Here is a 25611-nt window from a genome sequence, read left to right as displayed (position 1 = left end):
ATCCATGGAAAAGGAAAGCGCCGCGTTGCCGGCGGATGACCGGTCACGCGGCGTCTCTCGATACTGCAGGGCGGGCGCTGGCGCCGCCCCGAACGCTCAATACTTCTTGCGGGCGCGCGTCTTCTTCGCCGTCGGCTTCGCCGCCGCACCACCACCGCTGCTACCCTTCTTGCGCGCGGCGCGCGCTTCATTCACCGCAACGCTCGGCGCACTCGCGGCCTTCTTGCGACGCGGCACGGGATCCTCCACCTGCGGCAGCGTGCGTACGCGCGGGCCATTGCCGCGGTCGACACCGCCGCCAGCGGAAGCCGGCGCGGGCGACGGGCGCGGCGCCTTCACCGGCGTATCGCGCACGAGGCGGAAGTCGATCTTGCGTGCATCGAGATCGACGCGGCTCACCTGCACGCGCACGCGATCCGACAGGCGATAGCGGATGCCCGTGCGCTCACCGCGCAGCTCGTTCTTGATCTCGTCGTACTGGAAGTAGTCCGAGCCGAGTTCCGTGACGTGCACGAGCCCTTCGATGAACAGCGTGTCGAGCTGCACGAAGATGCCGAACGACGTGACGCCGTTCACCATCCCGCCGTACTCCTCGCCGAGCTTGTCGCGCATGAAGTAGCACTTGAGCCAGGCCTCGACGTCGCGCGATGCTTCATCCGCGCGGCGCTCGTTCGCCGAGCAGTGCAGGCCGAGCTCTTCCCAGATCGCCGTGTTCGAACGCGAGCGGCCGCGCGATTCGTCGTCGGCCTGCTGCATCGCGCGGGCGCGCGGCGACAGCGCGGTGTTCAGTTCGAAGCCTTCCGGCGCCTTCGGCACGTATTTCTTGCCCGACAGGATCGCGTAGATCGCGCGGTGCGTGAGTAAGTCCGGATAACGGCGGATCGGGCTCGTGAAGTGCGCGTACGCCTCGTAGGCCAGGCCGAAGTGACCGATGTTGTCCGGGCTGTAGACGGCCTGCTGCATCGAGCGCAGCAGCATCGGCTGCAGCATCTGCGCATCGGGCCGGTCGCGGATCTGCGCCATCAGCGCCGCGTAGTCGCTCGCATGCGGCTTGTCGCCGCCGCCGAGCGACAGGCCCATGCCGCGCAGGAACGCACGCAGGTTCTCGAGCTTCTCCGGCGTCGGCCCCGCGTGCACGCGGTACAGGCCAGGATGCTTGTTGCGCTTCAGGAAATCGGCCGCGCAGACGTTCGCGGCCAGCATGCATTCCTCGATCAGCTTGTGCGCATCGTTACGCTGGCGCGGCACGATCTGCTCGATCTTGCCCTGCGAGTTGCAGACGATGTAGGTCTCGGTCGTGTCGAAGTCGATCGCGCCACGCTTCTGCCGCGCGGCGAACAGCGACTTGTAGACGCCGTACAGATCCTGCAGGTGCGGCAGAAGATCCGCGCGACGCGCAGCCTCCGGCCCCTTCGTGTTCGACAGCACGGCAGCGACTTCGGTGTACGTCAGGCGCGCGGCCGAATGGATGACGGCCGGATAGAACTGGTACGCCTTGATCTCGCCGCGCGCGGTGATCACCATGTCGCACGCGAGCACGCAGCGGTCGACCTGCGGATTCAGCGAGCAGAGGCCGTTCGACAGCTTCTCCGGCAGCATCGGAATCACGCGGCGCGGGAAGTAGACCGACGTGCTGCGCTCGAGCGCGTCGGCATCGAGCCCGCTGCCCGGCTGTACGTAGTGCGATACATCGGCGATCGCGACGATCAGCCGGTAGCCGTCGCCGCGGCCGACCTTGACCGGCTCGCAGTAGACGGCGTCGTCGAAGTCGCGGGCGTCCTCGCCGTCGATCGTCACGAGCGGCACGTCGCGCAGGTCGACGCGGAAACGCAGGTCGGTCGGGCGCACCTTGTCCGGCAGCGCGGCGGCTTCGTCAAGCGCCGGCTGGCTGAACTCGTGCGGCACGCCGTACTTGCGCACCGCGATTTCGATTTCCATGCCCGGATCGTCGATGTCGCCGAGCACCTCGACGACGCGGCCGAGCGGCTGCGAATGGCGGCTCGGGAAATCGGTCAGCTCGACGACGACGACCTGCCCGACCTTCGCCTTCTTCACGTTCTGCGTGATCAGGATGTCGTGGCCGATGCGCTTGTCTTCCGGTGCGACGATCAGCGCGCCGTTCTCGTTGAGCAGGCGGCCGATCACGCGCTTGTTCGCGCGCTCGGTGACTTCGACGACGTGCCCTTCCGGGCGACCGCGGCGATCGTAGCCGACGATCCGCGCGAGCACGCGATCGTTGTGCATCACCTTCTGCATTTCGCCGTTCGGCAAGAACAGGTCGTCCTGGCCGTCGTCGCGGATCACGAACCCGTAGCCGTCGCGATGCCCCTGCACGCGCCCGGCGACGAAGTTCGACGGATGGGTCAACTGGTAGTGGCCGCGCTTGTCGAGGCGGATCTGGCCGTCGCGTTCCATCGCGGCGACACGCCGGAAGAACCCCTCGCGCTCCTGACGCTTGATCGACAGTGCTTCTGCGATGTCGTTGGCGGCCAGCGGCGCGTCGCTCGTACGCAGCACGCCGAGAATTTCTTCACGGCTCGGAATGGGGTACGGATATTTGCTCAAGGGTTTGTCGATGGTTGTTCTCGTTGCGTTGATTGATGGTGCACGGCATCAACATAGAGGTGTCCGTCAGACAGTTCTATATTGACGGCGGCGGGTCATTCTATCACCCGCCTGTGTCACCAAAAGACCGGAATGCCGCCGGCAGGCGCGGCGGAGCCCGGTTTGCGATGCATCGCAAAAAAGTGTTGACACGAATAATTGGGGCGCTATAATTTCGCTTCTTTGCAGCAAGCAGCTACTGCAAAACGTGCCCAGGTGGCGGAATTGGTAGACGCACTAGGTTCAGGTCCTAGCGGTGGCAACATCGTGGAGGTTCGAGTCCTCTCCTGGGCACCATCTGTATTTAAAAAGGTCGGCTTCTAGCCGGCCTTTTTTCATTTCTAGCCCAGGGAACCGTGCGCCGGGGTCGCGCATGTGCTGCCGAACCCTCTCCTCGGCACCTCGGTATTCAAAAAGCACAAAAGCCGGCATCGTGCCGGCCGCCTTCGTTTCCTAGCCTTGGGCGCCCATCGCGGCCCACCCGGCATCGTCGTGAATCAGCACCAAAGTGGTGCGCGCGTGGCGGATCGACATCCGCCTCGCGCCACGCCCTCATCAGAGCATGCGCTTCAGCACGTCGTTCTTCGACACGAAATGATGCTTGAGTGCCGCCCCCGCGTGTACCGCCACCACGAATGCCAGCGTGTAGCAGCCGAACTTGTGAAGGTCGAACCAGTGCTCGGTCACCGGCCCCGCGCTATACGGCGTCTTCACGTAAAGCACGCCAAACAGCCAGTAACCGTCCGGCACCATCACGAACCCGCTGAACAGCACGAAGGCGACCAGCGCGTAAATCAGCGAGTGCACCAGGTGCGCGATCGATTGCTGCTGACGCGGAATCGACGCGACGTCAGGCGGCGTGCGGCGGAAGAACGACCACACATAGCGCAGCGGAAACAGCACGATCAGACAGCTCGCGAGCGACATGTTCAGGGTCGACACGAAACGCCAGAGATCCGGCTGCGTAATGAAGTGCAGCGAAATTCCGGCCACCATCGTGTACAGGATCACGGCCGCGAAAATCCAGTGCAGCGCGCGGGAAAAGCGGTCGTATCGACCGCTGGATAATGTTTCGTTGTGCAAATCTGTTTGGGAAGCCACCTGCATGATTCATCCTTTATCGGTTGCGAAGACATGGTTGCCATGGATATGTGGATGAAATTATCGAGGTGGAAACCCGTGTTGATAACCATTCTCAAGGATTTCCAAATACCCGGCGCAGCGTCAGCGCATCTCGATCAGGAACGTCATCACGCCGTCGCCCGACCCCGCCGTCACGCGCTCGCCGTACTGGTAGTACTGCGCGGTATACGGCAACGTGGTCGCCCCGACCGTCGCGTCGCCGAGGCTCTGCCAGGTATTCAACGTGACCGGCGCGTCGTGCTTCAGCACGCGAATGCCGACACCCTGCGCGGCGTCGTCGCCGAGCAGCTTCAGCACGTCGGTCGTGCCCGGCACCGTCTCGCCGAGCAGCTGGATCGACAGCGGTGTCGGCCGTGCCTCGCCGAACGGGCTGCAGGTGAGGTCGATCGCGAATTCGCGTGACGCCTGGGTCGAGCCCGGACCGTCGAAGGCCGACGCGGGCACGGCGCCGAGCGGCACGACGAGATGCTTCGAGGCCGTATTGACGGTGCACGCGACGCCCCGCACGTAACTGCTCGTAATGTGCTTGCGTACCACGTAATGGCTCGGATCGCCGCTCACGGGCGACGCCTCGACGACAAACGCCTGGCCCAGCAGGAAGCCCGGCGTCACCGGCCCGATCTTGACGAGCTCCATGTCGATCACGAACGTGCGCGCCGAGCCGTCCCCCGGATGCGTACCGAGCACGCCTTCCGTCTTGCTGCCGAGATCCTCGCCGTCGCGCACCATCCGCAGCGCAAGGCCCGGGAGATTGGTTGCCCACAGGTTCATGCCCGGCGCGGGGCCGAACTCGCTCGAGTAGTTCAAGGTCCGCGCCAGCGGCTCGCCCTGGCCATTCGGCGCACAGGTGAGGGTCAGCGTGAACCGGACCGACCGGACGACGCCGCCGACCTCGACGCCGTCGGCCGCGATCGAACCGAACTCGATCGGATTGAAATCTTCGGGGAGGCTCAGGCACGCGGCAAACGCGGGCGCCGTGCAGAGCGTCAGCGCGACGAACGCCGCCCAGCGGCGCAGGCATGCGGCAAATCGGGAGATCGTGGGTTTCATGAACGGGGTGAAGTAGGTGAAGCAGCGTCGGCCCGCAGCGCCGGATGCGTGCGCGAGCAGACGACCTCGAGTTCGGGGAAATTGCTGTGCGGCGTCGACTCGCCCATGTTGTACGACAGCGCGCAGCGCTCGTCCGGGCGCGCGCCCCATCGCACGAACAGGTCGCCGGCCCGGCCGACGCCGGTGACGAAGCCCTGCCCGTTCGGGCCGACCATGCCGACCTCCTTGCCGGCCGCCGTCAGCACGGCGGCACCGAACGGCACCGGCTGGCCCGCGTCGTCGGTCATGTCGAGCATCAGGCGGCCCGCCTCGACCTCGAACGGCGCCAGCACGATCGCACCGTGCGTCGGCACGACGTGCACGATCGCGTTGCGGATCTCGAGCTGACGATCGAGTTCCGCCGTGCGCAACGCGATGCGGTTCTGCCGGTACGGCGTGACGTTCGGTACGACCGCATAGCCCGCGCGGTCGGTACGCACGCCGGCATGCGCGATCACGCCGACGTCGGCCGCGCCCTCGCTGCGCACCAGTGCGACGGTTTCGCCGAGCGGCTGCGACAGCGTGACGCCGCCGTCGTGCGCGATCATGCCGCCCGCCGCGCTGACCGAGGTCTGCGAGCCGCTGCGCGTCTGGTTGTGGGTGGCCCCGAACTGGCCGGCCGTCGCACGGTAGTTCAGGTTCACCGCACCGCCCAGGCCGTGTGCCGTGCGATCGGCGTCGACGCCATAGCTCAGGCGATCGTCGTCGAACAACGTGCCGAACACGCCCGCGCGCTGCTCGGTGCCCGCGGTACCGGCGATCAGCGTCGCGCTGCCGTACGCGTGCGGTGTCGTCGTGCGCCCGCCGCCGAACGGAATCGACAGGTTCAGCGACACCTGCCGGCTGCGCTCGCCGCGCGCGCGCTGCTCGGCGCTCAGGCTCACGTTGTAGGACACGCGCGACACGCTGCCCGAATAGCCGAGCTGGAGCAGCCGGTCCTCGCCCGCACCGTCGCGGTAGGCGCGCCGGCTCGCGCTGACGTACAACGAGCCCGCGCGCCCCAGGCTCTGCGACACGCTCACCTCACTGCGGCTGCGCTTGCCCGCGCGGCCCGCCCACGTGTCGACCGACGTCGCGTAGCGCACCACGACGTCGGACAGGCTGCGATAGCCGCCCGAGTACTGGTGATGCGCGGCGCGCAGTTCCGTGCCGGTCGACGCGAACGCCTTCGCGTACATTGCCCGCACGGCGCTGCCCGCGCCCGCCTGCCCCGCCTGGTCCCGATAACGGGCGTGCGTCACGTCCACCGACAGTGCACCGATGCGCGCCAGGTTGCGCGCGGCGCCGGCCGCCAGCGCCGCATACCCGTTCGCGAACGTCACGCCGCCGTAGATCGTCGTCTCGCCAGGCAAGCCGTAAGCGGCGCTCGCCGACGTGAACCACTGCGATTGGGCGGAATCGGCACGCAAGCGCCCCGCGGCCGCGCGATACGACCAGGCCTTCTGGCGCAGCAGGGTCGGAATGCTCGCCGACGGCTGGATGAAGCTGCGCTTCTGGCCATCCGCCTCGACGATCGTCACCTCGAGATCCGCATGCGCCGCGATCGCGTACAGGTCGTCGATCTCGAACGGCCCCGGCGGCACGTAGCTGCTGTAGATCAGATAGCCGTTCTGGCGAATCTCGACCTTCGCATGGCTTTGCGCGATGCCGCGCACGACCGGCGCGTAGCCGCGCTGGCTATCCGGTTGCATCGTGTCGTCGGACGCGAGCTGCACGCCGCGGAACGCCACGCTGTCGAACACGTTGTCGGACGTGAAGTTCTCGCCGAACGTGACGCGGCTGCGCCAGCCGGGAAGGTCGCGCTCGAGATAGGTGTTCATGAATTGCGTCTGCAGCCCCGACGCGTTGTGGTTCACCATCGCGCTGCTGCGCAGGCGCCACGCGCCGAGGTTCAGGCCCGCGCGCACGCTGCCGTACGCTTCCGTCGCGTGGCCCGACGGCCCGTCGTAACGCCGCTGCGCGGCGTTGAAGCGATAGTCGAAGCGCAGTGCATTGATGCCTTCGTCCCAGCGCGACGGATCGACCGAGCCGCGCGGCACGCGCTTCATCTTCGCTTGCGGAACCGTCAGCGCCAGCGTCTGGCGATCCGGATCCACCGTGACCGTCGCGTCCGGCATCGCATCGCGCGGATCGACGCACGCGAGCGTAGCGTCGGCCGCATCCGCGGCATCCACCTCGGCAATGCGCGGATAGGCCGCCAGGTTCACGCCGAACCCGTCGAGCTGCGCGGCGCCCAGGCAGGGCCGCACCGCATTGCCTTGTTCGTCGCGCGGATCGCGTTCGAAACGGATGTCGTGCATGCCCGACGCTTCGCCATTGACCGACACCTCGACCGGGTGCACGCCGGGCAGCAGCACGTTCGCTTCGGCGAACACGTCGAGATCCACGTCCGCCTGCGGGTTGCCGAACGCGAGGAACGCGGGATTGAACGCCGTGTTCGCGTGCGCGTGCGCCCCCGCGCTCGGCAATCCGAACGCGAAGGTCGAAGCGAGCGCGAGCACGCATCGGCGCAGCGGGTCAAGGCATCGTGTCATGAATGGGTGAACGGCGCGCGCCGGATGAGCGCACGCCGCATGAAGTCAAAAAATGAAAAGTCGGAAAAGCGGATCGCGGAGTGGCCGCTGGCCGGCCCCGCGACCGCGTTGCGTCAAACGGCGCCGGTCGGCACCTTCATCGTGACGGACGGTGTCACCGCGCCGTAGTCGTTGATCGTGCTGAACCGCAGCGTGACGGGCTGTGCCGGCACCGCGTGGATGTAGCGCAGCTTGTAGGTCGCCGCCTGTAGCGGCGGCACCATCTCTAGATCGACGTCCTCGATCGTTCCGGCATCGATGCCGATCTTCGAGAACGTGACGTGATAAGGCGTCGGATTGTTCACGGTCAGCAGCGCGCCGTCGCTCGACGGCGCGATGTGCCAGGTCAGCGCCGCCGGCGCATCGGCCGACGAGCCGGTCAGGCCCTGCGGCCGATAGAACGCCTTGATCCGCGTCTGGATCGCGATCTGGAGCACGTTGTCCTGCTTCGGCGTGGCCGGAATCTCCTTCACGTTCAGCCACATCAGCGACTCGCGATCGGACGGCAGCCCGTGCTTGACGGGCATCACGCGCAGCAGGTTTTCCTTGCCGGGATCGAGCCGCGACAGCGGCGGCGTGACGAAGAACGGCGCCTTCGCGCCGCCCTTCGTCGATCCGCCGTCAATCCAGGCCTGCACGACGTAAGGCTGGCTGTCCGCGTTCTTCACGGGCACGACAGCTTCGCGCCGGTCCTCCTGCAGGATCACGCGCGTCGCGCCCACCACCACGCCCGCCAGCGCGCCGTGGGTCATGCACAGCCCGAGCACGCAGGCCAGCGTACGTTGTCCGAATTGAATCGTCATCGGTCGATCCCGTCTGCTTAGCGGTAGTGCAACGTGAACGACGCCGTGCCGTTCGCCTCGCCCGCCTCGGTCTGGTTCGACGTCGAGACGTAGTTCGCGGCGAAGTTCAGCACGTTGCTGCCCGGCGTCAGCTTGAGCGTGTCGGTCTCGCTGTTGATGCCGATCTGCTTGCCCCCTTCGTCCATCAACTGGATGCCGACGCCTTTCGCGTCGTCCTGCGCGCCGGTGCCGATCGCGAGCAACGTCGGATCGTCGCCGTTCGACGTGCCCTCGAACTGCGCGCGTACGCCGCTCAGCTGGTCGTTGCACTCGCTCAGTGCGATCTGGAACGGCACGCGACGACTTTCCTGGCCGGCGGTGGCGAGCTGGTCGATACCGATCGCGCCGAGCGGCACCTGAATATTGCTGTTGTCGATCTTGCAGGTCGTCGCGACGATCTTGCCGTGGAAGTTGATCGTGCCATCCGCGGCGAATGCGGACGTCGAACCGAATGCGGCCAGCAGCGCGGCCAACAAGAGGGATTTCTGGTACTTTTTCATCGAGTATCTGGGTAGAGAATTGAGGATTTCCGCTGCCGGTCCCTGACAGCGGAACAACGAACCCGTCGAGTTCGCAGGCATTATTCCGAGCCGGCCATCGCCACCCAACAAACTTAAGAAAATTCTCAACGCATGCCGCCTGGACGGATGAATCACGATGCAATGCGACGCCGGCGACGCCCCCTTCCACCCTTCCCGGGCTCGGCTGCCGACGTTGCGGAAAGCATCTAAGCAATACTCAAGGAATCCTCATCATCTGGCGAAATATGCACCGTGCAGCGAGATGGCCGTCAATACGGATGGTGTGCGCAAACGCGCCCGAGGCCGGCACGGCCGAGCGTGCCGCTCGCGGCGGCGGTGACGAACGACGGGGGGATGTGATCGGAGCGCGGCGAGACGGGCTGCCGTGCCTCGCGAAAGCCTCGGGATAGCCTCGCGCAGGCGCGTCGATTCAATGCCGAACGGCGGCTGAAGCGGTGTACCGCGACAGCCTTGCCGGAATGGGAATACGGATGGGGACAGGAAGGATCGGCGATATCGATCCCGTGGTCAGCCGGCGCGCGTCGCCGCGGCCGGCCGATTGCTCAGGTCAACTCGAGCCGATACCCGTAGTTGTAGATCGTCGTGATCGCGAGCCCGTTCTTCGGCCGCAGCCCGAGGCTCGTACGCAACTTGCTGACGTAGGTGGCCAGCGTCGCGTCGTACTTTCGGTCCACCACGCCCCAGATACGCTTGATCATCATGTCCTTCGACACGATCCGCCCGACGCTCTCGAACAACATCAGCGCGAGATCGAATTCGCGCTGCGACAGCTCGACCGGCACGCCGTCGACGGTCGCGGCATGCGAGCTCGTGTCGAGCACGAACTTGCCGACCTCGACCACCTTCGCGCGCTGCGTCTCCGGGTAGTACTTGCGCGCCTGCGCATTGACGCGCGCGACGAGTTCGCGCTCCCGCAACGGCTTGATCAGATAGTCGTCTGCACCGGTGTTCAGACCGAACACGATGTCGTTCTCGCCGTCGTGCTGCGTCATCATGATGATCGGCAGCGTGTCGGCGAACGATTCGCGCGCCCAGCGCATCACCTCGATCCCCGACTTGCCGGGCACGTCCCAGTCGAGCAGCAGTACGTCGACGCGCTGCGTGCGCACCAGCTCGATGAAGCTGTCGCCGTCGTGACGCACCTCCGTGTCGTAGCCGGCCTTGTTGAGCCAGCCGGCCACGACGCCCGCCTGCGTCACCATGTCTTCGAGTATTGCGACAATCATGTTCGATCCAGTCTCAAGATGCCGCCCCGTCCCCAGGCCCGTTCGCCACTCCGTCGGCCGGAGCGGGCGGCAAGTAAACAAAAGCCCATTCGCCATAGGCGTCGCTGTCGCCGAACGTATCGTACCGCGCGGGGAAGCCCTGGCGCTTCAGCGGCTGCCCCGGCGCCTCGCTGTACACGCCCATGATGCCGCCGTCCGGCGCCTTCACGAGCCCCCACTGCGTCGATCCCGTCAGCGGATCGGCGTACAGGCGCCGCAAGTGACGCTGCGTCGGCAGCGCGCGGCGGTCTTCGAGCAATACGTCGAGCGACTCCGGATAGCGACTGCCTCCCGCCGCATTGTAGTAGCTTGCGATCGCCGCGCGATACTGGTCGCCGACAAACAGCAACTGCGCCTCGCGATCGCGCTGCTGCACCGTCTGCCAGATGCGCGCGGCCTGCGTCATGCCGAGCCCCAGCGCCGCGACGAGCATCAGCACGCCGAGATACGCGATGCCGCGCTGCCCGCGCGGGCCGCGGCATCGGCCGCCACGCCGCCGGTTACCACGTCCCATATGCGCTCCCGTCGAGCGCACGCCCTTTCGCGCCGCTCTTCACGTCCGCGACGCCGCCCCGGTCGCCGGCCTGCGGTTGCCAGGAGCCGCGCTTGCCCGTGACCGGGTCGAGCGGGATCTCGCGCAGATAGCGCTTGTCGACCAGCACCTCGAGCGTGTCGGGATCGCGGCCGTGATCCGCCCGATAGTCGTCGATCGACTGGCGCAGCGTGTTCAGGTTGTGGCGCAGCACCGTCTCCTTCGCGCGATCGCTCTGCTTCAGGTAGCCGGGGGCGACGAACGCGGTGAGCGACGCGATGATCGCCATCACGACGAGCAGTTCGATCAGCGTGAAGCCCGCGATGCGGCGTGCACGCTTACCACTGGTTGTACGGGACGCCATTGAGGCTCTCCTTGCGGTTGGTCGAGCGGATGTCGAACACGTCCTCGCCGGACGAGAACGCATCGGGGTCGCTCGCATAGCTGCGCGTTTCCCAGGTGTCCTCCGGCGCCTTGCCCTCGCATTCGCACATCGGATCGGCGGGGAGCTTGCGCAGGAAGTACAGTCTCGCGCCGTCCGGCGATTTCTTGTCCTCGACGCCGTCGACGAGCGCGTGCAGGTCGGGCGGATAGCCGCTCGCGTCGACACTGCGCTCGATGCGCCCGTCATCGGCCGCCGCCTTGTACGCGTCGAGCGCCGAGCGGATCACCACCAGCGCGCGGCGCAGTTCGGCCTCGTCCGAGCGGCGCTTGACCAGGTCGGTCAGCGGCAGCGAGACGGTCGCGAGCAACGCGAGCAGCGTCAACGCCACCAGCAGCTCGATCAGCGTGAAACCGCGCGCGCGCGCACGTCGACGGATGCTCATGCGAAGCCCCGTGCGCGCGACGGCAGTACCGGCGCGTCGGCATACCGCACCGGCGCCGATTCGCGCTCGCCCGTCAAACGCGCGACGAGCGCGTGGAGCGAGCCGATCAGCGAGCGTACCGCGGCGGTGATGCGATGCTCGCCGCGTGCCTGCGGCTCGGCGAACGTCGCGCGCGGCGCGGCGGCATCGGCCACCGTCACCGGCGCAACGGCGCGCACGACGGCGGCCGGTTGCACCGCCTGCGGAGCCGCATCGACTGCACCCGCAGGCGCCTGCCCGATCTGCGCGGCGACGACTTCCGCACGCGGGCCGGCAGCCGGTGCCGCTGCAGCGACGGCGCGCGTGATCTCGCCGCGCGGCGCGGCCGGACGGTCCTGTGCGGCGGGGGCCGCTACGGTCTTGATCGCCGCGGCCGGTTGCCGCGCGGCATCCGCACGCGTACGCATCATCCCGGTGCCGCGCGCGCCGTGCTCGGCTGCCGGGCTCGTCGCGTCGCCCTGCTCGGCCTGCGCCGGCGCTTGCGGCTCCGCGTCGGCGTTGGCCGGTTCGACGCTCACGTCGTTGCCCGCGGGCTTCGACGGCTCGATCGGCTCGATCGGCGCGTTCAGGTCCGGGCCGTCCGACGACGTCATCCGCGCCGGCACGGCGTGTGCCGACTCGAGCGTCAGCGCTTCGGTGGTCACGCGCGACTCGGTGCCCGACAGGAAGGTCGTCACCGCCGACGTCGGCAGGTCGAGATTGCGTTCGATATGCGGCGTGATCAGCAGCACGATCTCCGAACGCTCGCTGCTGCGGCCGTTCGAGCCGAACAGCCGGCCAAGCACCGGCAGGCCCGACATACCCGGCAGCCCCGCGATGCTTTCGCTTTCATTGCGCTTCACCAGGCCGGCCAGGATCTGCGTTTCGCCGTTCTTCGCGGTCATCAGCGTCTCCGCGTTGCGCGTCCCGAGCGAATACGCGACGAGCCCGGTCTTCGTGGTTTCCTTCGACAGGATGCTGCTGACCTCCATGTTCACCTTGACGCTCACCTCCTCGTTCAGGCTGATACGCGGCTCGACCTTCAGCATCAGGCCCACGTCCTGGTAGCTGACCGATTCGGTGACGACACCGTTCGCGTTGGTGGTCGTGACGATCGGCACGCGCTCGCCGATCTTGATGTTGGCCTTCTCCATGTTGCGCACGCGGATCTTCGGATTCGCGATCGTCTTGGTCTTGCCCTGCTTCTGCAACATGTCGATCGCGAGCGCGAGCCCGCCCGATTCGCTCGACACGCCGACGCGATCGCGATTCAGGCGCAGCAGGTCGCCGAGCGTCAGCGCACCGCCTTCCACGCTGCCCAGCGCGTTGAACTGGACCTTGCCGGGATATTGCACGCCCAGATCGAGGCTGTCGTTCATGTTGACCTCCAGCACCTGCACGTCGAGCGTGACTTCCGATTGCGGGATATCGAGGCCCATCACGACGCGCTCCGCGACCTGGATCGTCTCCGGCGTGTCGCGCATGACGACCGCGTTCACGCGCTCGTCCACGTAGACGTCCTTCGGCTTGATCATCTGGCGCAGCGCGGCCATCACCGACTTCGCGTCCGCGTGCGACAGGAAGAACGTGCGAATCGCGAACTCCGTGTAGTTGCGCGCCTTGTCCGGCTGCGACGGGTAGACGAGCAGCGTGTGCTTGTCGAGCACCTTCTTCTCGAGCTGGTTGGTACGCAGCAGCAGGTTGATCGCATCTTCGGCGGTCGTGCGCTCCGCGAACAGCGTCGCGGGCTGGCTGGTATCCACGTCGCGGTCGAACACGAAGTTCACGCCGGACACGCGCGAAATCACGTCGAAGATGTTCATGAGCGGCTGCTGCTTGAAGTTGAGCGACACCGGCTTGCGCAGCGCGTCGGCCAGTTGCGGGCGCACCGTGCGGCCGGCCTGCGATTGATTCAGCAGCGTATCGCGCAGACGCTTCGCGTCCGTATGGTTCGGCTGCTCGGCGAGAATCCGCCGCACGATCTCGAGCGCTTCCTGCGGCTTCTCGCCGCCGATGCGCTGTGCGCGCGCGAGGTCGACCGACATCTGCTGGCGGCGCTTGACCTGCTCGAGCGACTGGCTGGCCTTGAAGTTGCCCGGCTCCTCGCGCAGTACGTTGTTCAGGTGGTCGATCGCAGCGGCATGGTTGCCCTGCGCGACCTGGCGGTCGGCGGCCTTCAGCTCGGCGCGCACATATTCCTGCCGGCTGCCCTCGACGGCGGTGGTAAGGGCGATGTCGTCGGGCGCGGCCTGCTTCTGCTGCTGCAGCGTGCTGAGGCGCTCGGCGGGTGTCGTAGCAGCGGCAGGCGCGGCGTTGAACGGGGCACTCGCGCATCCTGTCAGCGCGAGCGCCGAGATCAGGAGTAAAAGACTGAGTTTACGTTTCATGATGGTGTTCGGCACAGGTTCAAATCGGGGTTCATGGAGTCGGGACGGGCGGCGACAGCTCGATATCGGTGCTGCCACGGGTCACGATCACCGCGCCCTGTTTGCCCAGTTTCTTCAGCCGGTAGCCTTCGGCGATCTCGCCGCCCGGCAGTACCGCGTCACGCACGCCGCAACGCGATTCGCACAGCAGGAACGTCTTGCCCGCGCCGTCCAGCACGACGATGCGATGACCGTTCTCGCGCCACTCGCCGGCAATGTCGAACGGCGCCGACGCAACCGGTGGCGCGTCGATCGGCGTGTCGAGCGGCGGCATGTCGGACTCGGGCGCCGCGTCGGGAGGCGGCTCGGCTTCGGTCGCCGTCTCCGCGCCGAGCGAGGCCCAGCTCTGCGCGGGAAAAAGGTCGACGACCGGTGCCAGCGCGTGCGTTTCGTTCGCCGCGCTGCCGCCGGCAACGCACGCGGCAGCGAGCGCGAGCGCGGCCGCTATCGGGATCAGGGGTGCGCGCATCATGCATCCGGCCCCAGCAGGCTGACCCGCAGGTCGGCGATCACGTTGGGACTGTCGATCCGCTCGCGCTCGACCGACAGGCCCTCGATGCGTACCATCGGCTGCTGCGTAATCTCGCGGATCGCTTCGCGCAGCCCGACATAGCTGCCGGACAGCGCGACGTTGATCGTGAGCCGGCGCAGCTTGCCCGGCACCTCGACTTCGCGGCGATAGGTCGCGTGCTTGCGCTCGATGCCGTGCTGGGACAGGATCTGGAAGATCGAGTACGCCTGCTCGGTGCTGCGCAGTTGCTGCACCTGCTGCAGCGTCATGCCGCCGGGACCGGCCTTCTGGCCCGGCTTCGGCAGCGCGGCCAGCGCCTTCGTACGCGCGTCGCGATCGGCTTCGAGCTGCTCGGCGCCCGGCTGCAGATAGCACGCGTGCACGCCGATCAGCGCCACGACGAGCCCCCCTGCCACCAGCCCCGGCATGCCCAGCTTGCGGGACGCCGCGTAGGCGCCCCAGCGCAGCCGCTCGGCGAGCGCGGTCATGTCGATTGATTTCAGGTTCGTCATGGGTGTTCGATGTTCAGGCTGAAATAGAAAATGTTCTTGCCGTCCTCGGCTTTCGTCCGGTGCTGCAGCAGGCGGACCTTGCGGTCGGGGTGACGGTCCTTCAGGCGGTCGACGAACATGTAGATGTGCGACAGATGCGCTGCACCGCCTTCGAGGCGCGCTTCCTGTCCGGCCTTGTCGACCGTCAGCAGCTTCAATGCGATCTGCGGCGTCCACGCGTGCTCGATCCAGTCGACCACCGCCGGTCCCGCGCCGGTCGCACTCGTGCGCTGCTGGTCGAGCACGCGCGCGATGCGGCGCTCCTCCGCCGTCATGTTCTTCTGCAGGCGCTGCTCGCGCTCGATCGCGCGCTGGCGCTGGTCGATGCGGCTTTCGATGCTGTCGACCTCGTCGCGCAACTGCTCGACGTTGGGCCACTCGCTCGCGACGAACGCGCCGGTCACCAGCGCGCAGCACAGCGCGACAGCCGCCCACGGCGTGACACGCGCGCGAGGCGCCACGAAATCCAGTTCATTCAGGCGCTTCATGCCGGCTCCTCCTGCGTGGGCACGGCCTGGTCCACGTCGTCGTCGAGCAACGTGACGCCGTCGGCGGCCGCGCTCGGCAGCGTGCCGTCGAGCGCGCTCGCGAAGGCCGCACCGGCGAGCGGCTGTCCGGCCATCAACGCCGCGGCCGCGAACCAGTCGTCAAGACGGCTGCCCCCCGCGCGCGGTAGCGTGACCACGTCGGCCCACTCGCCCGCACGCCGGAACACGCACGTGACGATGCGCGGCTGCAGCAATGCATAGCGGTAGTCGTCGCCGCTCAGGTGCTTCGCATGCGTGGCGAGCACAACCGACAGCGCGTCGCGCACGCTGACGAGCCGCCAGCCGGCTGCGCGGCACGTCTCGTCGAGCGACACGAGCAACGTGTCGCAAGCCGCCACCGCGAGCTGCGCGCGGCCGCGCCGCCCGCCTTCGAGGCGAATCCGCAGCGCGCCGCGCTGCGCACGGGCGGCGAACAGCGCGCGTGCATAACCGTCCCACGCGGCGTCCGACACCAGTCCGTCCTGCCAGGGCAACACGACGCCATGCGTCCACGGATGCCCCGCGACGACGTGCACGCGGTTCAGCATCGGCAGGCGCGCCTTCGGCAGGTCGCCGAGCACCTGCGCCAGCGCGTCGGCGGGCGCACCGTCGTGCGCGACGACGATCCGCGGCTCGCCGGCGCGCCGTGCGCGCCAGTCGTTGCTCGTCCATACGCACAACCGGTCGGCGTCGAGCACCGCGAACACGTTATTCCACGGCGATCGCACGCTGCACCTCCTGAAACGTCGTCAGTCGCGCGCGAATCGCGGCAAGGCCCGCATCGCGCATCGACTGGTAGTCGGCGTTGTTCGCGAGCGCCTGCGCGCGTTTCTCGATCGAACGCTCGAGCAACGCAGCCTTCATCGCCGCATCGAGCGTCAGCACTTCGGCGAGGCCGATCCGGCCGTGATAACCGGTGCCCCGGCAGGTTTCGCAACCCTCGCCGGGCGTGACCACGTGCTTCAGGTCGTCGAGCGACGCACCGGACAGATCGGCACCGTCGGCCGCCGCGCCGCCGCAGCTTTCGCAAATGCGCCGCACCAGCCGCTGCGACACGACGCCGTTCAGCGCCTCGAGAAACGTCGACGGCTCGACACCCATGTAGATGAAGCGGTCGATCACGCTGAAGCCGTCGTTCGCGTGGACCGTCGACAGCACGCGGTGGCCGGTGAGCGCCGATTGCACCGCGATCGACGCGGTCTCCTCGTCGCGGATCTCGCCGACCATCACCGTATCCGGATCGTGCCGCAGGATCGCGCGCAGCCCGCGTGCGAAGGTGAGCCCCTTGCGCTCGTTGACGGGAATCTGCAGCACGCCTTTCAGTTCGTATTCGACCGGGTCCTCGATCGTGATGATCTTGTCGTCGCCGGTGTTGACTTCCGACAGCACCGCATACAGCGTCGTCGACTTGCCGCTGCCGGTCGGCCCCGTGACAAGCATCAGCCCGTACGGCCGGTGCGCGAGCGCACGCACGCGCTCGGCCGTCTGCGCGTCGAAGCCGAGCACGTCGAGGCTCACGCTGTCGCCGCGCTGCGACTTGTCGAGCACGCGCATCACCGCGTTCTCGCCATAGGTGCCGGGAATGATGGACACGCGGAAATCGATCTCGCGGCCCTGCATCACGACCTTGAAGCGGCCGTCCTGCGGCACGCGCTTTTCCGCGATGTCGAGCGCCGCCAGCACCTTGAGACGCGACAGCGTCTGCGCGGCCGTCTCGAGCCCCGGGATGTGACGGATCGACTGCAGCACACCGTCGATCCGGTAGCGGATCGCCAGGCCGTCGGGTACCGCTTCGAGGTGGATGTCGCTCGCGCGGCTCTGCAGCGCGTCGTAGAGGGTCGTATTGACGAGCCGGATGACCGGGCTTTCGTCCTTCGCGATGCTCGCGAGCGAGATCGACTCGATCGCCTGCGCGAGCGAATCGCCCTGCGCATCGATCGTCACGTCGTCCATCAGGCGCTCGTTCGACTCGACGTCGCCGAGCAGCCGCTCGACCTCGCCCGGCACGCTCATCGCCATCTGCACCGGCTGCGCACCGAAGCGCGCGAGCAGCTCGTCGCGCACCTGGCGCGCGAACGGATCGGCCAGGACGACGCAGGCCGCGCCGTCGTGCTCGATCGGCAGTACGCGCCAGGTCAGCGCGTCGTGCAGCGGCAGCAGGTCGAAGCGCGTCGGCGCCGCCTGCAGTGTCTGCGCGTCGACAGCGTCGACGCCGAGGCAGGCCGCCACTTCGGCCAGCACCGATGCGTCGCCGCTCAGCAGGCCGTCGACGTATTGCGCGAAGCCAACGCCGGATGCCTCCGATTCCGACTGCCAGCGTTGAGCGATGTGTTCCGTTTTCATTCAGTTTTCTCCTGTTGGTCAGCGGGATCGCGAGAGCCGGGTCGGCCCGGATCGCTATCCGACGCTGCCGGCCAATTCGAAGATCGGCATGTAGAGCAGCAGGACCACCGCGCCAACCGTCGCGCCCACCGCCAGCATCAGCACCGGTTCGAAGACCTTGCTGAGCATCTCGATCGCGCGGTCGAGCGCGCCGTCATGAAACTGCGCGATGTGTTCGCACATCCCGCCCAGGTCGCCGCTCTGTTCGCCGACGCGCAACAGCCGTTCGGCTACCGACGTCGTCAGTGCATGCGCGGCGAGCACGGCGGCGACCGGACGCCCTGCGCGCATTTCGGTCAGCGCCGCCGCCAGCCGCCCGCGGAAATGCTCGGGCAACACCTTGCCGGACAGTTCCAGCGCGACGATCACCGGCGTGCCGCCCGCGATCAGCAGGCCGACGGTCCGGTAGAACCGCGTGAGCGCGAACAGCGCGCAGATGTCGCGCACTTTCGGCGCGCGCCACATCAGCCGCTGCATGGCGCGCGTGGCGGCCGCCGAGCGCACCGCCAGCCCGATGCCGACGAACGACGCCACGACCGCCAGCCCGACCGCCATGCCGTTCTCGCGCAGCAGGGTCGCCCACCAGAGCATCGCCTGCGCGGTCGCAGGCAGCGTGGCCAGCGACTCGAACACCACCGCGAAGCGCGGAATCACGAAGAACGCCATGAACAGCAGGATCGCGATACCCACGCCGATCACGACGACCGGATAGATCAGCGCGCCGGTGACGCGCTTGCGAACCTGTTCGATTCGCACTTCGTACTGTTGGTAGCGCTTCAGCACGACCGGCAACTGACCGCTGCCCTCCGACGATTCGATCGTCGCGACGAGCAGCGGCGGAAAGATCGCCGGTTGCTGCGCCAGCGCCTTCGACAACGGCTGCCCTTCGACCATCACCGCGAGAATCCGGTCGATCACGTGTTTCGCGTCCTTGCCCGAATCCGCCTTGTCGCGCAGCGCTTCGAGCGCCTCGATCAGCACGAGGCCCGCATCGAGCAGCGTCGATAACTCCTGCAGGAACAGCGTCAGCGCAAACTTCGGCGCTGCGCGGCGGCGCCCGAAGCCCGCCTCGCGCCGGATCTCGACCACGACCCAACCCTGGGCCGCGAGCCGCGCGCGCACCTCCGCCTCGCTCGCCCCTTCGGCCGTCTGCTGCGAGACCTTGCCGTCGGCAAGCACCCGTACCCGGAACGTGTTCATCGCGACGGCCTCCGCCATTCGTCGAGTTTCGCGAGGCTCGCCTCACGATCGCTCGTCAGCACCCGGTATTCCTTCCAGACCTTGGTCGCGTAGGCCTTGCGGGCCGGCTCGCGCTTCGGCGAAGACCCGGCGTTGTACGCACCGACCGCGTTCCAGGTATAGCCGTGCCGATCGATGAAATCGGCGAGGATCGATGCGCCGGTGGCGATCGACGTGCACGGCTCGTCGATCAGCCGCTTGTGCGTCACGCCGACCTTGACCAGACGCGGCAGATGCGTGCTGTTGATCTGCATGAGCCCGATGTCGTAGGTGCCGTTCCGGTTCCAGTTCATCGCGCGCGGATTCATCGACGATTCCACTTTCGCGATCGCGACGAGCAGCAGCGGATCGATGCCATGCTGCTCGCCTGCCCAGGTCCAGCAATCCCTGGCCGCGACGCCGGAGGTGCCGGCGGCGAACAGCGCCACCGCGGCCACCCAGCGACGCAGGCCCTTACATGCCATAGACGAGGTCTGCATCGAGACCACTCCCGCCAACCCGACCGTCGCGCCCGAGCGATACGATCTCCGCTTCGCCGTCGCGGCCCGGCACGTTCCACTGGTACACGCGGCCCCAGCCGTCCTTCGGCACGGCCTTCGCGAGATACGGGCCGTTCCAGCCGTCGGTGCCCTGCGGCGCCGCGACCAGTGCGTCGAGCCCTTCGTCAGCCGTCGGATAGCGGCCCATGTCGAGCCGGAATTGCGAGACCGCGTCGCCCAGTGTCTTCATCTGCGCTTCCGTCGACTTGACCTTCGCCTTGTCGACCTGCGAGAAGAGCTTCGGTCCGACATAGCCGGCCAGCAGCGCGATGATCAGCAGCACGACCAGCAGCTCCAGCAGGGTGAAGCCCTTCTGGCCCCGTCGTTTCGTCCATTTCAGATAGTTCGGTTTCACGTCGTATGCCCTCGGTAGAGATCCCGGCGCGGCATCGCGGCCGGAGGCCGTCGTATCGCAGACGGCAGGTGAATCGCGCTTTCGCTGATGCGTATTTCGATTGAAGGAAAGCGCCGATCGATGACGTCATTTTCCCGGGGGGTGCCCCGCGCTACCACCTTCCTCAACGAAATATCAATAAGGTTTTCAAGGTGCGGGCCGGTACGCTCCGACCCGAAAAAAAGAGCCGCACGCATTGCTGCGTGCGGCTCGTCTCAATGCCCTTTCAGGTCGTTACTTGGCGCAGGCGCCCAGATCCTTCCACACCTTGCCGGTGTGGTCCGCACCCGTCGAGGCCGGGCTGCCCGGAACCTCGTTCTGCGTCCACCAGCGCGCCTCGTACGTGCGGCCGTTGTGCTGCACCTTCGCGCCGCCCGTGTAGGCCGTGCCCTGTTTCCACTCGGCCTGGCATTGCGCGCCTTCACCGCCGCCCGCGTCGCCGGTCAGCTTGAACGTGGTGGTTTCCTGCTTCAGCGTGCCGCCTTCGATCTGCGACGTCGCCACGGCCGTGTGCTGGCCGGCCTTCGCGTTCGCGATGTCGACGCTCACGTCGCCCTGCATGCGCATCGTCGCCGACTTCGAGCCGACCAGCGAGTTCGACGCGTCATAGACCTTCACGTTGACGTTCGTGTCCTTCGCGTGATTGAACTTCAGGAAGAACTTCGCGGTCGCCTTGCCGTTCTGGATCTTGAATTCACCGTTGTTCGAAATGCTGAAGCCTTCGTCGAGCCCGCTTTCCGGCTGGTGATCGATCGTCGTCTCGGTGCGCACGATGCCGCTGCCCTTCTTCGAGAACACGTCGTTCTTGCCGAGCGACGGCTCGATGCGACCGTCGCGCTCGACGCCGGCCATCAGGTTCGCCGACTGCACGCGGTTGATTTCCTTCGCGAGCAGCATCGGCCACATGTTGCGTTCGCCCTGCTGCGCGGAGCCGATCGTCACCGTGGTCTTCATCGACGGCACTTCGCCGCTCGACTTGAACACGCGGTTCGTGACCTTGTCGCCGGCCTTCAGGTCCATGATCGGCGCGATGCTGCCGACGTTCGACCACGAGGGCTTGCCCGGATCGGTCGCGCCGCCGTCGTCGGTGATGTTCAGGTCGGCGACGTTGTAGAACATGCCGGCCGTATCGCCGACGTGCCACGTCGTCAGCATCACGTGATGACCCTTCTTGTCTGCCGGAATCGTGCAGTTGTGCGGGCCGATCTCGTCGGCTTTCTTCATCCCGCCGTCGACCGTACAGAACGGGTTCAGGTCGAACTGGTCGCGCGTGAGCTTCTCGTTCGGATTCCAGCCCTGCTTCGTCAGGTAGTACTTGAATTCCTTCGTCACGTGCGCCGCGGTGAACGTCCACTTGAACTTCTGCGCGCCCGGCTTGATGCTGGTCTGCTTCCAGCGATCGACCGACTGCTCGTTGAGTTCGCTGAATTGCGTCACGCCGCCGCTCGCGATTTCGCCGTCTTTCGGGCCGGCTGCCGGGAAGCCTTGTTTGCCTTCGATACTTTGCGGTTCATAGGCGACCGAGCCGCAGTTGAAGTTTTCGATCTTCCCCGCCTTCGCGCTGCACAGCAGGCCGCGCGACGGCGGCTCGGACAGGTAGCCATGCGCGAATGCGGCCTGGGCGAAGAACATCGACGCGCACGCAACGAGCGGCGACAGGGTAAAGAGGGTCTTTTTCGCAGTTCGGGTTCTCATCTGATTTCGTTTGGTTGAAAGTTGGTCAGGGTTGGCTTCGTTCGACGGATCGCGTTCGAACGTCTCGAATGGCGTGACGCATGTTCTGCTGACGAAACGCTGAGTGAAGTATCGGCAAGCGTCTTTCAATCGAGAATCTTCCTCAACGATCTCTAAACGATTCCCTCCCGAGTCATCCGCAGTCCTGATATAGGCATGTCCCGCGTCGAGCAGCCCGCGTTTAGATTGCATTGAGATTCGTTGCCGCCCCGCCCTCCACGAAGAAAAATGCGCTGGCATTCGCGACACTTTTTTTCAACACCAGGATGGATGGCTATCAAATTGAATTCGAAGAAACCGACTCTTGATCTCGTGGTTCGACGCCGCTCGCTGCGCCGCACGCACATCGCCTATGCGGCACTCGCCGCGGCCAGCGCACTCAGCTTTGCCAACGCCGCATTCGCCGCACCCGGCAAACCCAGCCTGAAACAGTACGAAATCACCTCGCAGCCGCACGGCTTCGTCGAAATCGACATGCAGAAGGCAGGCGTCGCGCCGTACAAGGACATCGTCAAGCTGAACAAGAAGGTCGACGTGCCGCTGCCGTTCGACATCTGGAGCAACGGCACCGCGGTGAAGGCGGTCGCGCTGGTCGACGGCGTCGTCGACGCCACGTCCGAAGTGAAGATGACGCCCGGCGGCACGCAGAGCGGCCAGGTGGTCGCGAACGTGAAGACGCCCGGCGTGAAGAAGATGCAGGTGCGCGTGATCGACGCGAACGGCGCGGCGACCGACAGCGCACCGCTCGACGTGGTCGTGTTCGACACGATTCCCGAGCTCGCCGACGATCTGCCGAACAACGCGAGCAAGAACCACAAGCCGTACGCGAACACGTCCGGCTCGGTGGTCGGCACGTACTTCGCGACCTGGTCGATCTACGACCGCAAGTTCAACGTCGACAACGTGCCGGTCGAGAACCTCACGCACATGCTGTACGGCTTCATCCCGATCTGCGGCGGCGCGGACGTGAACGCCTCGCTCGCGAAGGACCTGCCGGGCTCGTTCAACACGCTCCAGCAGAGCTGCAAGGGCCTGCCCGACTTCAGCGTCGCGATCCACGACACCTACGGTGAAATGGCCAAGGCATTGCCGGGCCAGACCGCGAACTCGAAGCTCAAGGGCGTGCTCGGCCAGATGATGGCCGCGAAGAAACGCAACCCGAACATGAAGATCCTGCCGTCGATCGGCGGCTGGACGCTGTCCGATCCGTTCTTCAAGCTGCATGACCCGGCGAAGCGCAAGGTGTTCGTCGACTCGACCGAGCAGCTGCTGCGCACGTGGAAGTTCTTCGACGGCGTCGACATCGACTGGGAATTCCCCGGCGGCAAGGGCGTGAACCCGTCGCTCGGCGATCCGGTGAAGGACGGCCCGCTGTACGTGACGCTGATGAAGGAACTGCGGCAGATGCTCGACAAGCTGTCGCAGGAAACCGGCCGGACGTACGAACTGACGTCGGCGATCGGCGCGGGCAAGGACAAGATCGACGTGGTGAACTACAAGGAAGCCACGAAGTACATGGACTACATCTTCGACATGACGTACGACTTCTACGGTGCGTTCAGCCTGAAGGAACTCGGCCACCAGACCGCGCTGTATGCACCGGGCTGGAAGCCGGACACCGCGTACACGACGCACAATTCGATCCAGGCGCTGCTCGCGCAGGGCGTCGATCCGAAGAAGCTCGTGGTCGGCGCGGCGGCCTATGCCCGCGGCTGGACCGGCGTACACGGCTATGCCGACGGCAATCCGTTCACCGGCACGGCGACGGGTGCGCACAAGGGTCAGTGGGAGCCGGGCATCCTCGACTACAAGAAACTCAAGGCGGAGATGATCGGGCCGAACAACGCCGGCATCAACGGCTGACCTGCCCTGGAATTTTCGGACCGGCTGAAACTTGAGAGAATGGCTTCCAACGGAGAGAAGGAAGTCATGAAGAAGAGCCGGTTCACGGAAGAGCAGATGGTCACGATCCTGCGCGAGGCGGACAAGATTCCGGTCGCGGAGGTGGCGAAGAAGCACGGAATCAGCGAACAGACGATCTACAACTGGCGGCAGCATTTCGGTGGACTGGAAGCGTCCGACGTAAAACGGCTGAAGCAACTCGAGCAGGAGAATGCACGGCTCAAGAAGATGCTGGCCGAGCGTGATCTCGAACTGGACGTCATGAAGGAGATCAACGCAAAAAAATGGTGAGCGCGCCCGCGCGGCGCAAGCAGGTTGCCTACGCGCAAGCGCGGGGCCTGTCGGTGCGACGTGCGTGCGCGCTGATGTCGGTGGCGAGATCGGCGCTGCACTATGAATCGAAGCTTGCATTGCGGGACGCTCCGGTGCTTGCGGCGATGAGCATCCTGTCGGCGCAGTATCCCCGTTATGGCTACCGCCGCATCCAGATTTTTCTGGAGCGGCAGGGCCATTCGATGAGCTCAGACCGGGCATGGCGGTTGTGGCGACTGGCGGGCTTGCAGGTGCCGCGCAAGCGTCCGCGCCGGCGCGTGTCGGTGCATCGTCCCCGGCCGCAACCGGCAACAGCAGCACGGCACGTCTGGGCCTACGACTTCGTGTTCGATGCGTGCGCCAATGGCCAGCAGTTGAAGTGCCTGACGGTGATCGACGAATACACGCGCGAGTGCCTGGCCATCGACGTTGCAGGATCGATCCGGTCTGGACGAGTCGTTGAGGTGCTGTCGCAACTGGTCAGCCTGCACGGTGCACCGCGTTACCTACGCTCGGACAACGGGCCGGAATTCGTGTCACGGGCGATTCTGAAGTGGGCAGCAGACAACGGCATGGACATGGCGTTGAGCGATCCCGGCAAGCCCTGGCAGAACGGCGCGGACGAGAGCTTCAACGGCAAGTTCCGAGACGAATGCCTGAGCCTGGAATGGTTCAGGACCCGGCCAGAGGCGAAGGTCGTGATCGAGCAGTGGCGGCGTCACTACAATACGATCCGGCCACATTCGAGCCTGGATTACCTGACGCCCAACGAGTTCAAGCAGCGGTATTGTTCAACTGAAGCAATCGAGGCCGTTCTCCAAGATTAAAACGGTCCGAAGAACTCAGGCAGGTCATGACCACTTTTCATCGCTTTCGATGAAATTGTGTTGACAGCCCCTTCGGACACGCTATAATTGCGTTCTTTCGCGATGCAGCAACAAGCGAAACGTGCCCAGGTGGCGGAATTGGTAGACGCACTAGGTTCAGGTCCTAGCGGTGGCAACATCGTGGAGGTTCGAGTCCTCTCCTGGGCACCATCTGTTTTTTAAAAAGGTCGGCTTCTAGCCGGCCTTTTTTCATTTCTAGCCCAGGAAGCAAAGCGCCTGCGCGCTTTGCGTGAGGACTCGAAAGGCTGCGCTTGCAAGCGCAGCCGGGGTCGCGCATGTGTGACCGAGTCCTCTCCTGGGCACCATCTGCATTTAAAAAGGTCGGCTTCTAGCCGGCCTTTTTTCATTTCCGGCGCGCGAAAATACGCGCCTGCCGCAAGATGGCGTCGTCGCTCATGCAAGCGGCTCGCATGCCCGCCTCCCCCCTCTTTTGCCCGACCGAACAGCGTGCTCAATTATTTTCGTTCGCGACCTGAAATTGTGTTGACAGCCCCTTCGGACACGCTATAATTGCATTCTTTCGCGATGCAGCAACAAGCGAAACGTGCCCAGGTGGCGGAATTGGTAGACGCACTAGGTTCAGGTCCTAGCGGTGGCAACATCGTGGAGGTTCGAGTCCTCTCCTGGGCACCATCTGTTTTATAAAAAGGTCGGCTTCTAGCCGGCCTTTTTTCATTTCCGACGCCGGAAACACCTCCCTCCTTCCGTCCCCGAGAGCAAAGCAATCACTTTGGTTTGCACGCCGGCACCAGCGAGCCCGAACGGCATGCGG

At 66.0% G+C, this 25611-nt stretch carries 22 protein-coding genes and 3 tRNA genes; 5 read left to right on the top strand and 20 right to left on the bottom strand.

The window, feature by feature from the left end; genetic code table 11:
• Positions 1–96: 96 nt before the first annotated feature.
• Positions 97–2565 carry a ribonuclease R gene (gene rnr / locus CFB41_RS08030; protein ID WP_089425263.1) on the bottom strand — a complete coding sequence of 823 codons (2469 nt, stop codon included), beginning with the start codon at positions 2563–2565 and terminating at the stop codon, positions 97–99.
• Between the two features lie 249 nt (positions 2566–2814).
• On the opposite strand from rnr, the gene CFB41_RS08025 reads away from it, so the two are divergent.
• Positions 2815–2901, top strand: a tRNA-Leu gene (locus CFB41_RS08025).
• A gap of 258 nt (positions 2902–3159) precedes the next feature.
• Here CFB41_RS08025 and CFB41_RS08020 read toward each other — a convergent pair.
• The 19 genes from CFB41_RS08020 to gbpA all read right to left on the bottom strand — a co-directional run bounded on the left by CFB41_RS08020 (position 3160) and on the right by gbpA (position 21699).
• Positions 3160–3711: a cytochrome b gene (locus CFB41_RS08020; protein WP_089456130.1), complete on the bottom strand. Its 552-nt coding sequence runs from the start codon at positions 3709–3711 to the stop codon at positions 3160–3162.
• Between the two features lie 117 nt (positions 3712–3828).
• Entirely contained in the window at positions 3829–4797 is a 969-nt protein-coding gene (locus tag CFB41_RS08015) for a fimbrial protein (RefSeq protein WP_179249982.1), read from the bottom strand.
• Positions 4794–7370 carry a fimbria/pilus outer membrane usher protein gene (locus tag CFB41_RS08010; protein WP_089456128.1) on the bottom strand — a complete coding sequence of 859 codons (2577 nt, stop codon included), beginning with the start codon at positions 7368–7370 and terminating at the stop codon, positions 4794–4796. Before CFB41_RS08010 ends, CFB41_RS08015 begins: the two co-directional genes overlap by 4 nt.
• 113 nt (positions 7371–7483) lie before the next feature.
• On the bottom strand, positions 7484–8212 hold the full coding sequence (locus CFB41_RS08005) for a molecular chaperone (RefSeq protein WP_089456127.1): 729 nt from the start codon (positions 8210–8212) through the stop codon (positions 7484–7486).
• 17 nt (positions 8213–8229) lie between these two features.
• Positions 8230–8751, bottom strand: a complete 522-nt coding sequence (locus CFB41_RS08000) for a fimbrial protein (protein ID WP_179249980.1) — start codon at positions 8749–8751, stop codon at positions 8230–8232.
• 584 nt (positions 8752–9335) lie between these two features.
• Entirely contained in the window at positions 9336–10019 is a 684-nt protein-coding gene (locus tag CFB41_RS07995; protein ID WP_089425257.1) for a response regulator transcription factor, read from the bottom strand.
• 13 nt (positions 10020–10032) lie between these two features.
• The gene (locus CFB41_RS07990) at positions 10033–10491 is read right to left on the bottom strand and encodes a type II secretion system protein (protein ID WP_256940974.1); all 459 of its coding nucleotides are present in this window, start codon (positions 10489–10491) and stop codon (positions 10033–10035) included.
• Positions 10492–10558: 67 nt separating this feature from the next.
• A complete protein-coding gene (locus tag CFB41_RS07985) occupies positions 10559–10954 on the bottom strand; it encodes a type II secretion system protein (RefSeq protein ID WP_089456124.1) in 396 nt (131 codons plus the stop codon).
• The gene (locus tag CFB41_RS07980) at positions 10929–11417 is read right to left on the bottom strand and encodes a type II secretion system protein (RefSeq protein WP_089425254.1); all 489 of its coding nucleotides are present in this window, start codon (positions 11415–11417) and stop codon (positions 10929–10931) included. Before CFB41_RS07980 ends, CFB41_RS07985 begins: the two co-directional genes overlap by 26 nt.
• On the bottom strand, positions 11414–13822 hold the full coding sequence (locus CFB41_RS07975; protein WP_089456596.1) for a secretin N-terminal domain-containing protein: 2409 nt from the start codon (positions 13820–13822) through the stop codon (positions 11414–11416). The genes CFB41_RS07980 and CFB41_RS07975 overlap by 4 nt, the downstream gene beginning before the upstream one ends.
• 31 nt (positions 13823–13853) lie before the next feature.
• A complete protein-coding gene (locus CFB41_RS07970) occupies positions 13854–14330 on the bottom strand; it encodes a hypothetical protein (RefSeq protein WP_256940885.1) in 477 nt (158 codons plus the stop codon).
• Positions 14330–14884: a hypothetical protein gene (locus CFB41_RS07965; protein ID WP_089456122.1), complete on the bottom strand. Its 555-nt coding sequence runs from the start codon at positions 14882–14884 to the stop codon at positions 14330–14332. The genes CFB41_RS07970 and CFB41_RS07965 overlap by 1 nt, the downstream gene beginning before the upstream one ends.
• Positions 14881–15411 carry a hypothetical protein gene (locus tag CFB41_RS07960; protein WP_089456121.1) on the bottom strand — a complete coding sequence of 177 codons (531 nt, stop codon included), beginning with the start codon at positions 15409–15411 and terminating at the stop codon, positions 14881–14883. The genes CFB41_RS07965 and CFB41_RS07960 overlap by 4 nt, the downstream gene beginning before the upstream one ends.
• Positions 15408–16178 (bottom strand): hypothetical protein, encoded by a 771-nt coding sequence (locus tag CFB41_RS07955; protein WP_256940884.1) that lies wholly within the window; start codon positions 16176–16178, stop codon positions 15408–15410. Before CFB41_RS07955 ends, CFB41_RS07960 begins: the two co-directional genes overlap by 4 nt.
• Positions 16159–17793: a GspE/PulE family protein gene (locus tag CFB41_RS07950; protein WP_089456120.1), complete on the bottom strand. Its 1635-nt coding sequence runs from the start codon at positions 17791–17793 to the stop codon at positions 16159–16161. Before CFB41_RS07950 ends, CFB41_RS07955 begins: the two co-directional genes overlap by 20 nt.
• Before the next feature lie 54 nt (positions 17794–17847).
• Entirely contained in the window at positions 17848–19032 is a 1185-nt protein-coding gene (locus CFB41_RS07945; protein WP_089456594.1) for a type II secretion system F family protein, read from the bottom strand.
• Positions 19029–19550: a lytic transglycosylase domain-containing protein gene (locus CFB41_RS07940; RefSeq protein WP_089456593.1), complete on the bottom strand. Its 522-nt coding sequence runs from the start codon at positions 19548–19550 to the stop codon at positions 19029–19031. The genes CFB41_RS07945 and CFB41_RS07940 overlap by 4 nt, the downstream gene beginning before the upstream one ends.
• A complete protein-coding gene (gene gspG / locus CFB41_RS07935; protein WP_089425248.1) occupies positions 19525–19965 on the bottom strand; it encodes a type II secretion system major pseudopilin GspG in 441 nt (146 codons plus the stop codon). The genes CFB41_RS07940 and gspG overlap by 26 nt, the downstream gene beginning before the upstream one ends.
• 273 nt (positions 19966–20238) lie before the next feature.
• Entirely contained in the window at positions 20239–21699 is a 1461-nt protein-coding gene (gene gbpA / locus CFB41_RS07930; protein ID WP_089456119.1) for an N-acetylglucosamine-binding protein GbpA, read from the bottom strand.
• A 309-nt stretch (positions 21700–22008) separates the two neighbouring features.
• Here gbpA and CFB41_RS07925 point away from each other — a divergent pair, with 309 nt between their 5' ends.
• The 4 genes from CFB41_RS07925 to CFB41_RS07910 all read left to right on the top strand — a co-directional run bounded on the left by CFB41_RS07925 (position 22009) and on the right by CFB41_RS07910 (position 25472).
• Entirely contained in the window at positions 22009–23601 is a 1593-nt protein-coding gene (locus tag CFB41_RS07925) for a glycosyl hydrolase family 18 protein (protein ID WP_256940883.1), read from the top strand.
• Positions 23602–23667: 66 nt separating this feature from the next.
• Positions 23668–24779 (top strand): IS3 family transposase gene (locus CFB41_RS07920; protein ID WP_089455657.1). Its coding sequence is split into 2 segments (ribosomal slippage): positions 23668–23926 and positions 23926–24779, totalling 1113 coding nucleotides; the frame shifts between segments, so codons are not numbered across the junction.
• A 123-nt stretch (positions 24780–24902) separates the two neighbouring features.
• Positions 24903–24989: transfer RNA gene (locus tag CFB41_RS07915), tRNA-Leu, on the top strand.
• A gap of 396 nt (positions 24990–25385) precedes the next feature.
• Positions 25386–25472: transfer RNA gene (locus tag CFB41_RS07910), tRNA-Leu, on the top strand.
• Positions 25473–25611 lie beyond the last annotated feature (139 nt).

It is taken from the genome of Burkholderia sp. AU33803, from assembly GCF_002223095.1.
In the GTDB taxonomy this organism is placed as follows: Bacteria; Pseudomonadota; Gammaproteobacteria; order Burkholderiales; family Burkholderiaceae; genus Burkholderia.
Note: the sequence above shows the minus strand (reverse complement) of the source record. Positions and strands in the feature narration are given on the sequence as shown.

Coding starts and splice junctions, on each gene's coding strand:
- CFB41_RS08020 (WP_089456130.1), bottom strand. CDS start 3,711: ATGCAGGTGGCTTCCCAAACAGATTTGCACAACGAAACATTATCCAGC.
- CFB41_RS07960 (WP_089456121.1), bottom strand. CDS start 15,411: ATGAAGCGCCTGAATGAACTGGATTTCGTGGCGCCTCGCGCGCGTGTC.
- CFB41_RS08010 (WP_089456128.1), bottom strand. CDS start 7,370: ATGACACGATGCCTTGACCCGCTGCGCCGATGCGTGCTCGCGCTCGCT.
- CFB41_RS08000 (WP_179249980.1), bottom strand. CDS start 8,751: ATGAAAAAGTACCAGAAATCCCTCTTGTTGGCCGCGCTGCTGGCCGCA.
- CFB41_RS07950 (WP_089456120.1), bottom strand. CDS start 17,793: ATGAAAACGGAACACATCGCTCAACGCTGGCAGTCGGAATCGGAGGCA.
- CFB41_RS07980 (WP_089425254.1), bottom strand. CDS start 11,417: ATGAGCATCCGTCGACGTGCGCGCGCGCGCGGTTTCACGCTGATCGAG.
- CFB41_RS07990 (WP_256940974.1), bottom strand. CDS start 10,491: ATGCTCGTCGCGGCGCTGGGGCTCGGCATGACGCAGGCCGCGCGCATC.
- CFB41_RS07965 (WP_089456122.1), bottom strand. CDS start 14,884: ATGACGAACCTGAAATCAATCGACATGACCGCGCTCGCCGAGCGGCTG.
- CFB41_RS07975 (WP_089456596.1), bottom strand. CDS start 13,822: ATGAAACGTAAACTCAGTCTTTTACTCCTGATCTCGGCGCTCGCGCTG.
- CFB41_RS08015 (WP_179249982.1), bottom strand. CDS start 4,797: ATGAAACCCACGATCTCCCGATTTGCCGCATGCCTGCGCCGCTGGGCG.
- CFB41_RS07985 (WP_089456124.1), bottom strand. CDS start 10,954: ATGGCGTCCCGTACAACCAGTGGTAAGCGTGCACGCCGCATCGCGGGC.
- gbpA (WP_089456119.1), bottom strand. CDS start 21,699: ATGAGAACCCGAACTGCGAAAAAGACCCTCTTTACCCTGTCGCCGCTC.
- CFB41_RS07970 (WP_256940885.1), bottom strand. CDS start 14,330: ATGCGCGCACCCCTGATCCCGATAGCGGCCGCGCTCGCGCTCGCTGCC.
- CFB41_RS08005 (WP_089456127.1), bottom strand. CDS start 8,212: ATGACGATTCAATTCGGACAACGTACGCTGGCCTGCGTGCTCGGGCTG.
- CFB41_RS07940 (WP_089456593.1), bottom strand. CDS start 19,550: ATGCAGACCTCGTCTATGGCATGTAAGGGCCTGCGTCGCTGGGTGGCC.
- CFB41_RS07945 (WP_089456594.1), bottom strand. CDS start 19,032: ATGAACACGTTCCGGGTACGGGTGCTTGCCGACGGCAAGGTCTCGCAG.
- CFB41_RS07925 (WP_256940883.1), top strand. CDS start 22,009: ATGGCTATCAAATTGAATTCGAAGAAACCGACTCTTGATCTCGTGGTT.
- CFB41_RS07995 (WP_089425257.1), bottom strand. CDS start 10,019: ATGATTGTCGCAATACTCGAAGACATGGTGACGCAGGCGGGCGTCGTG.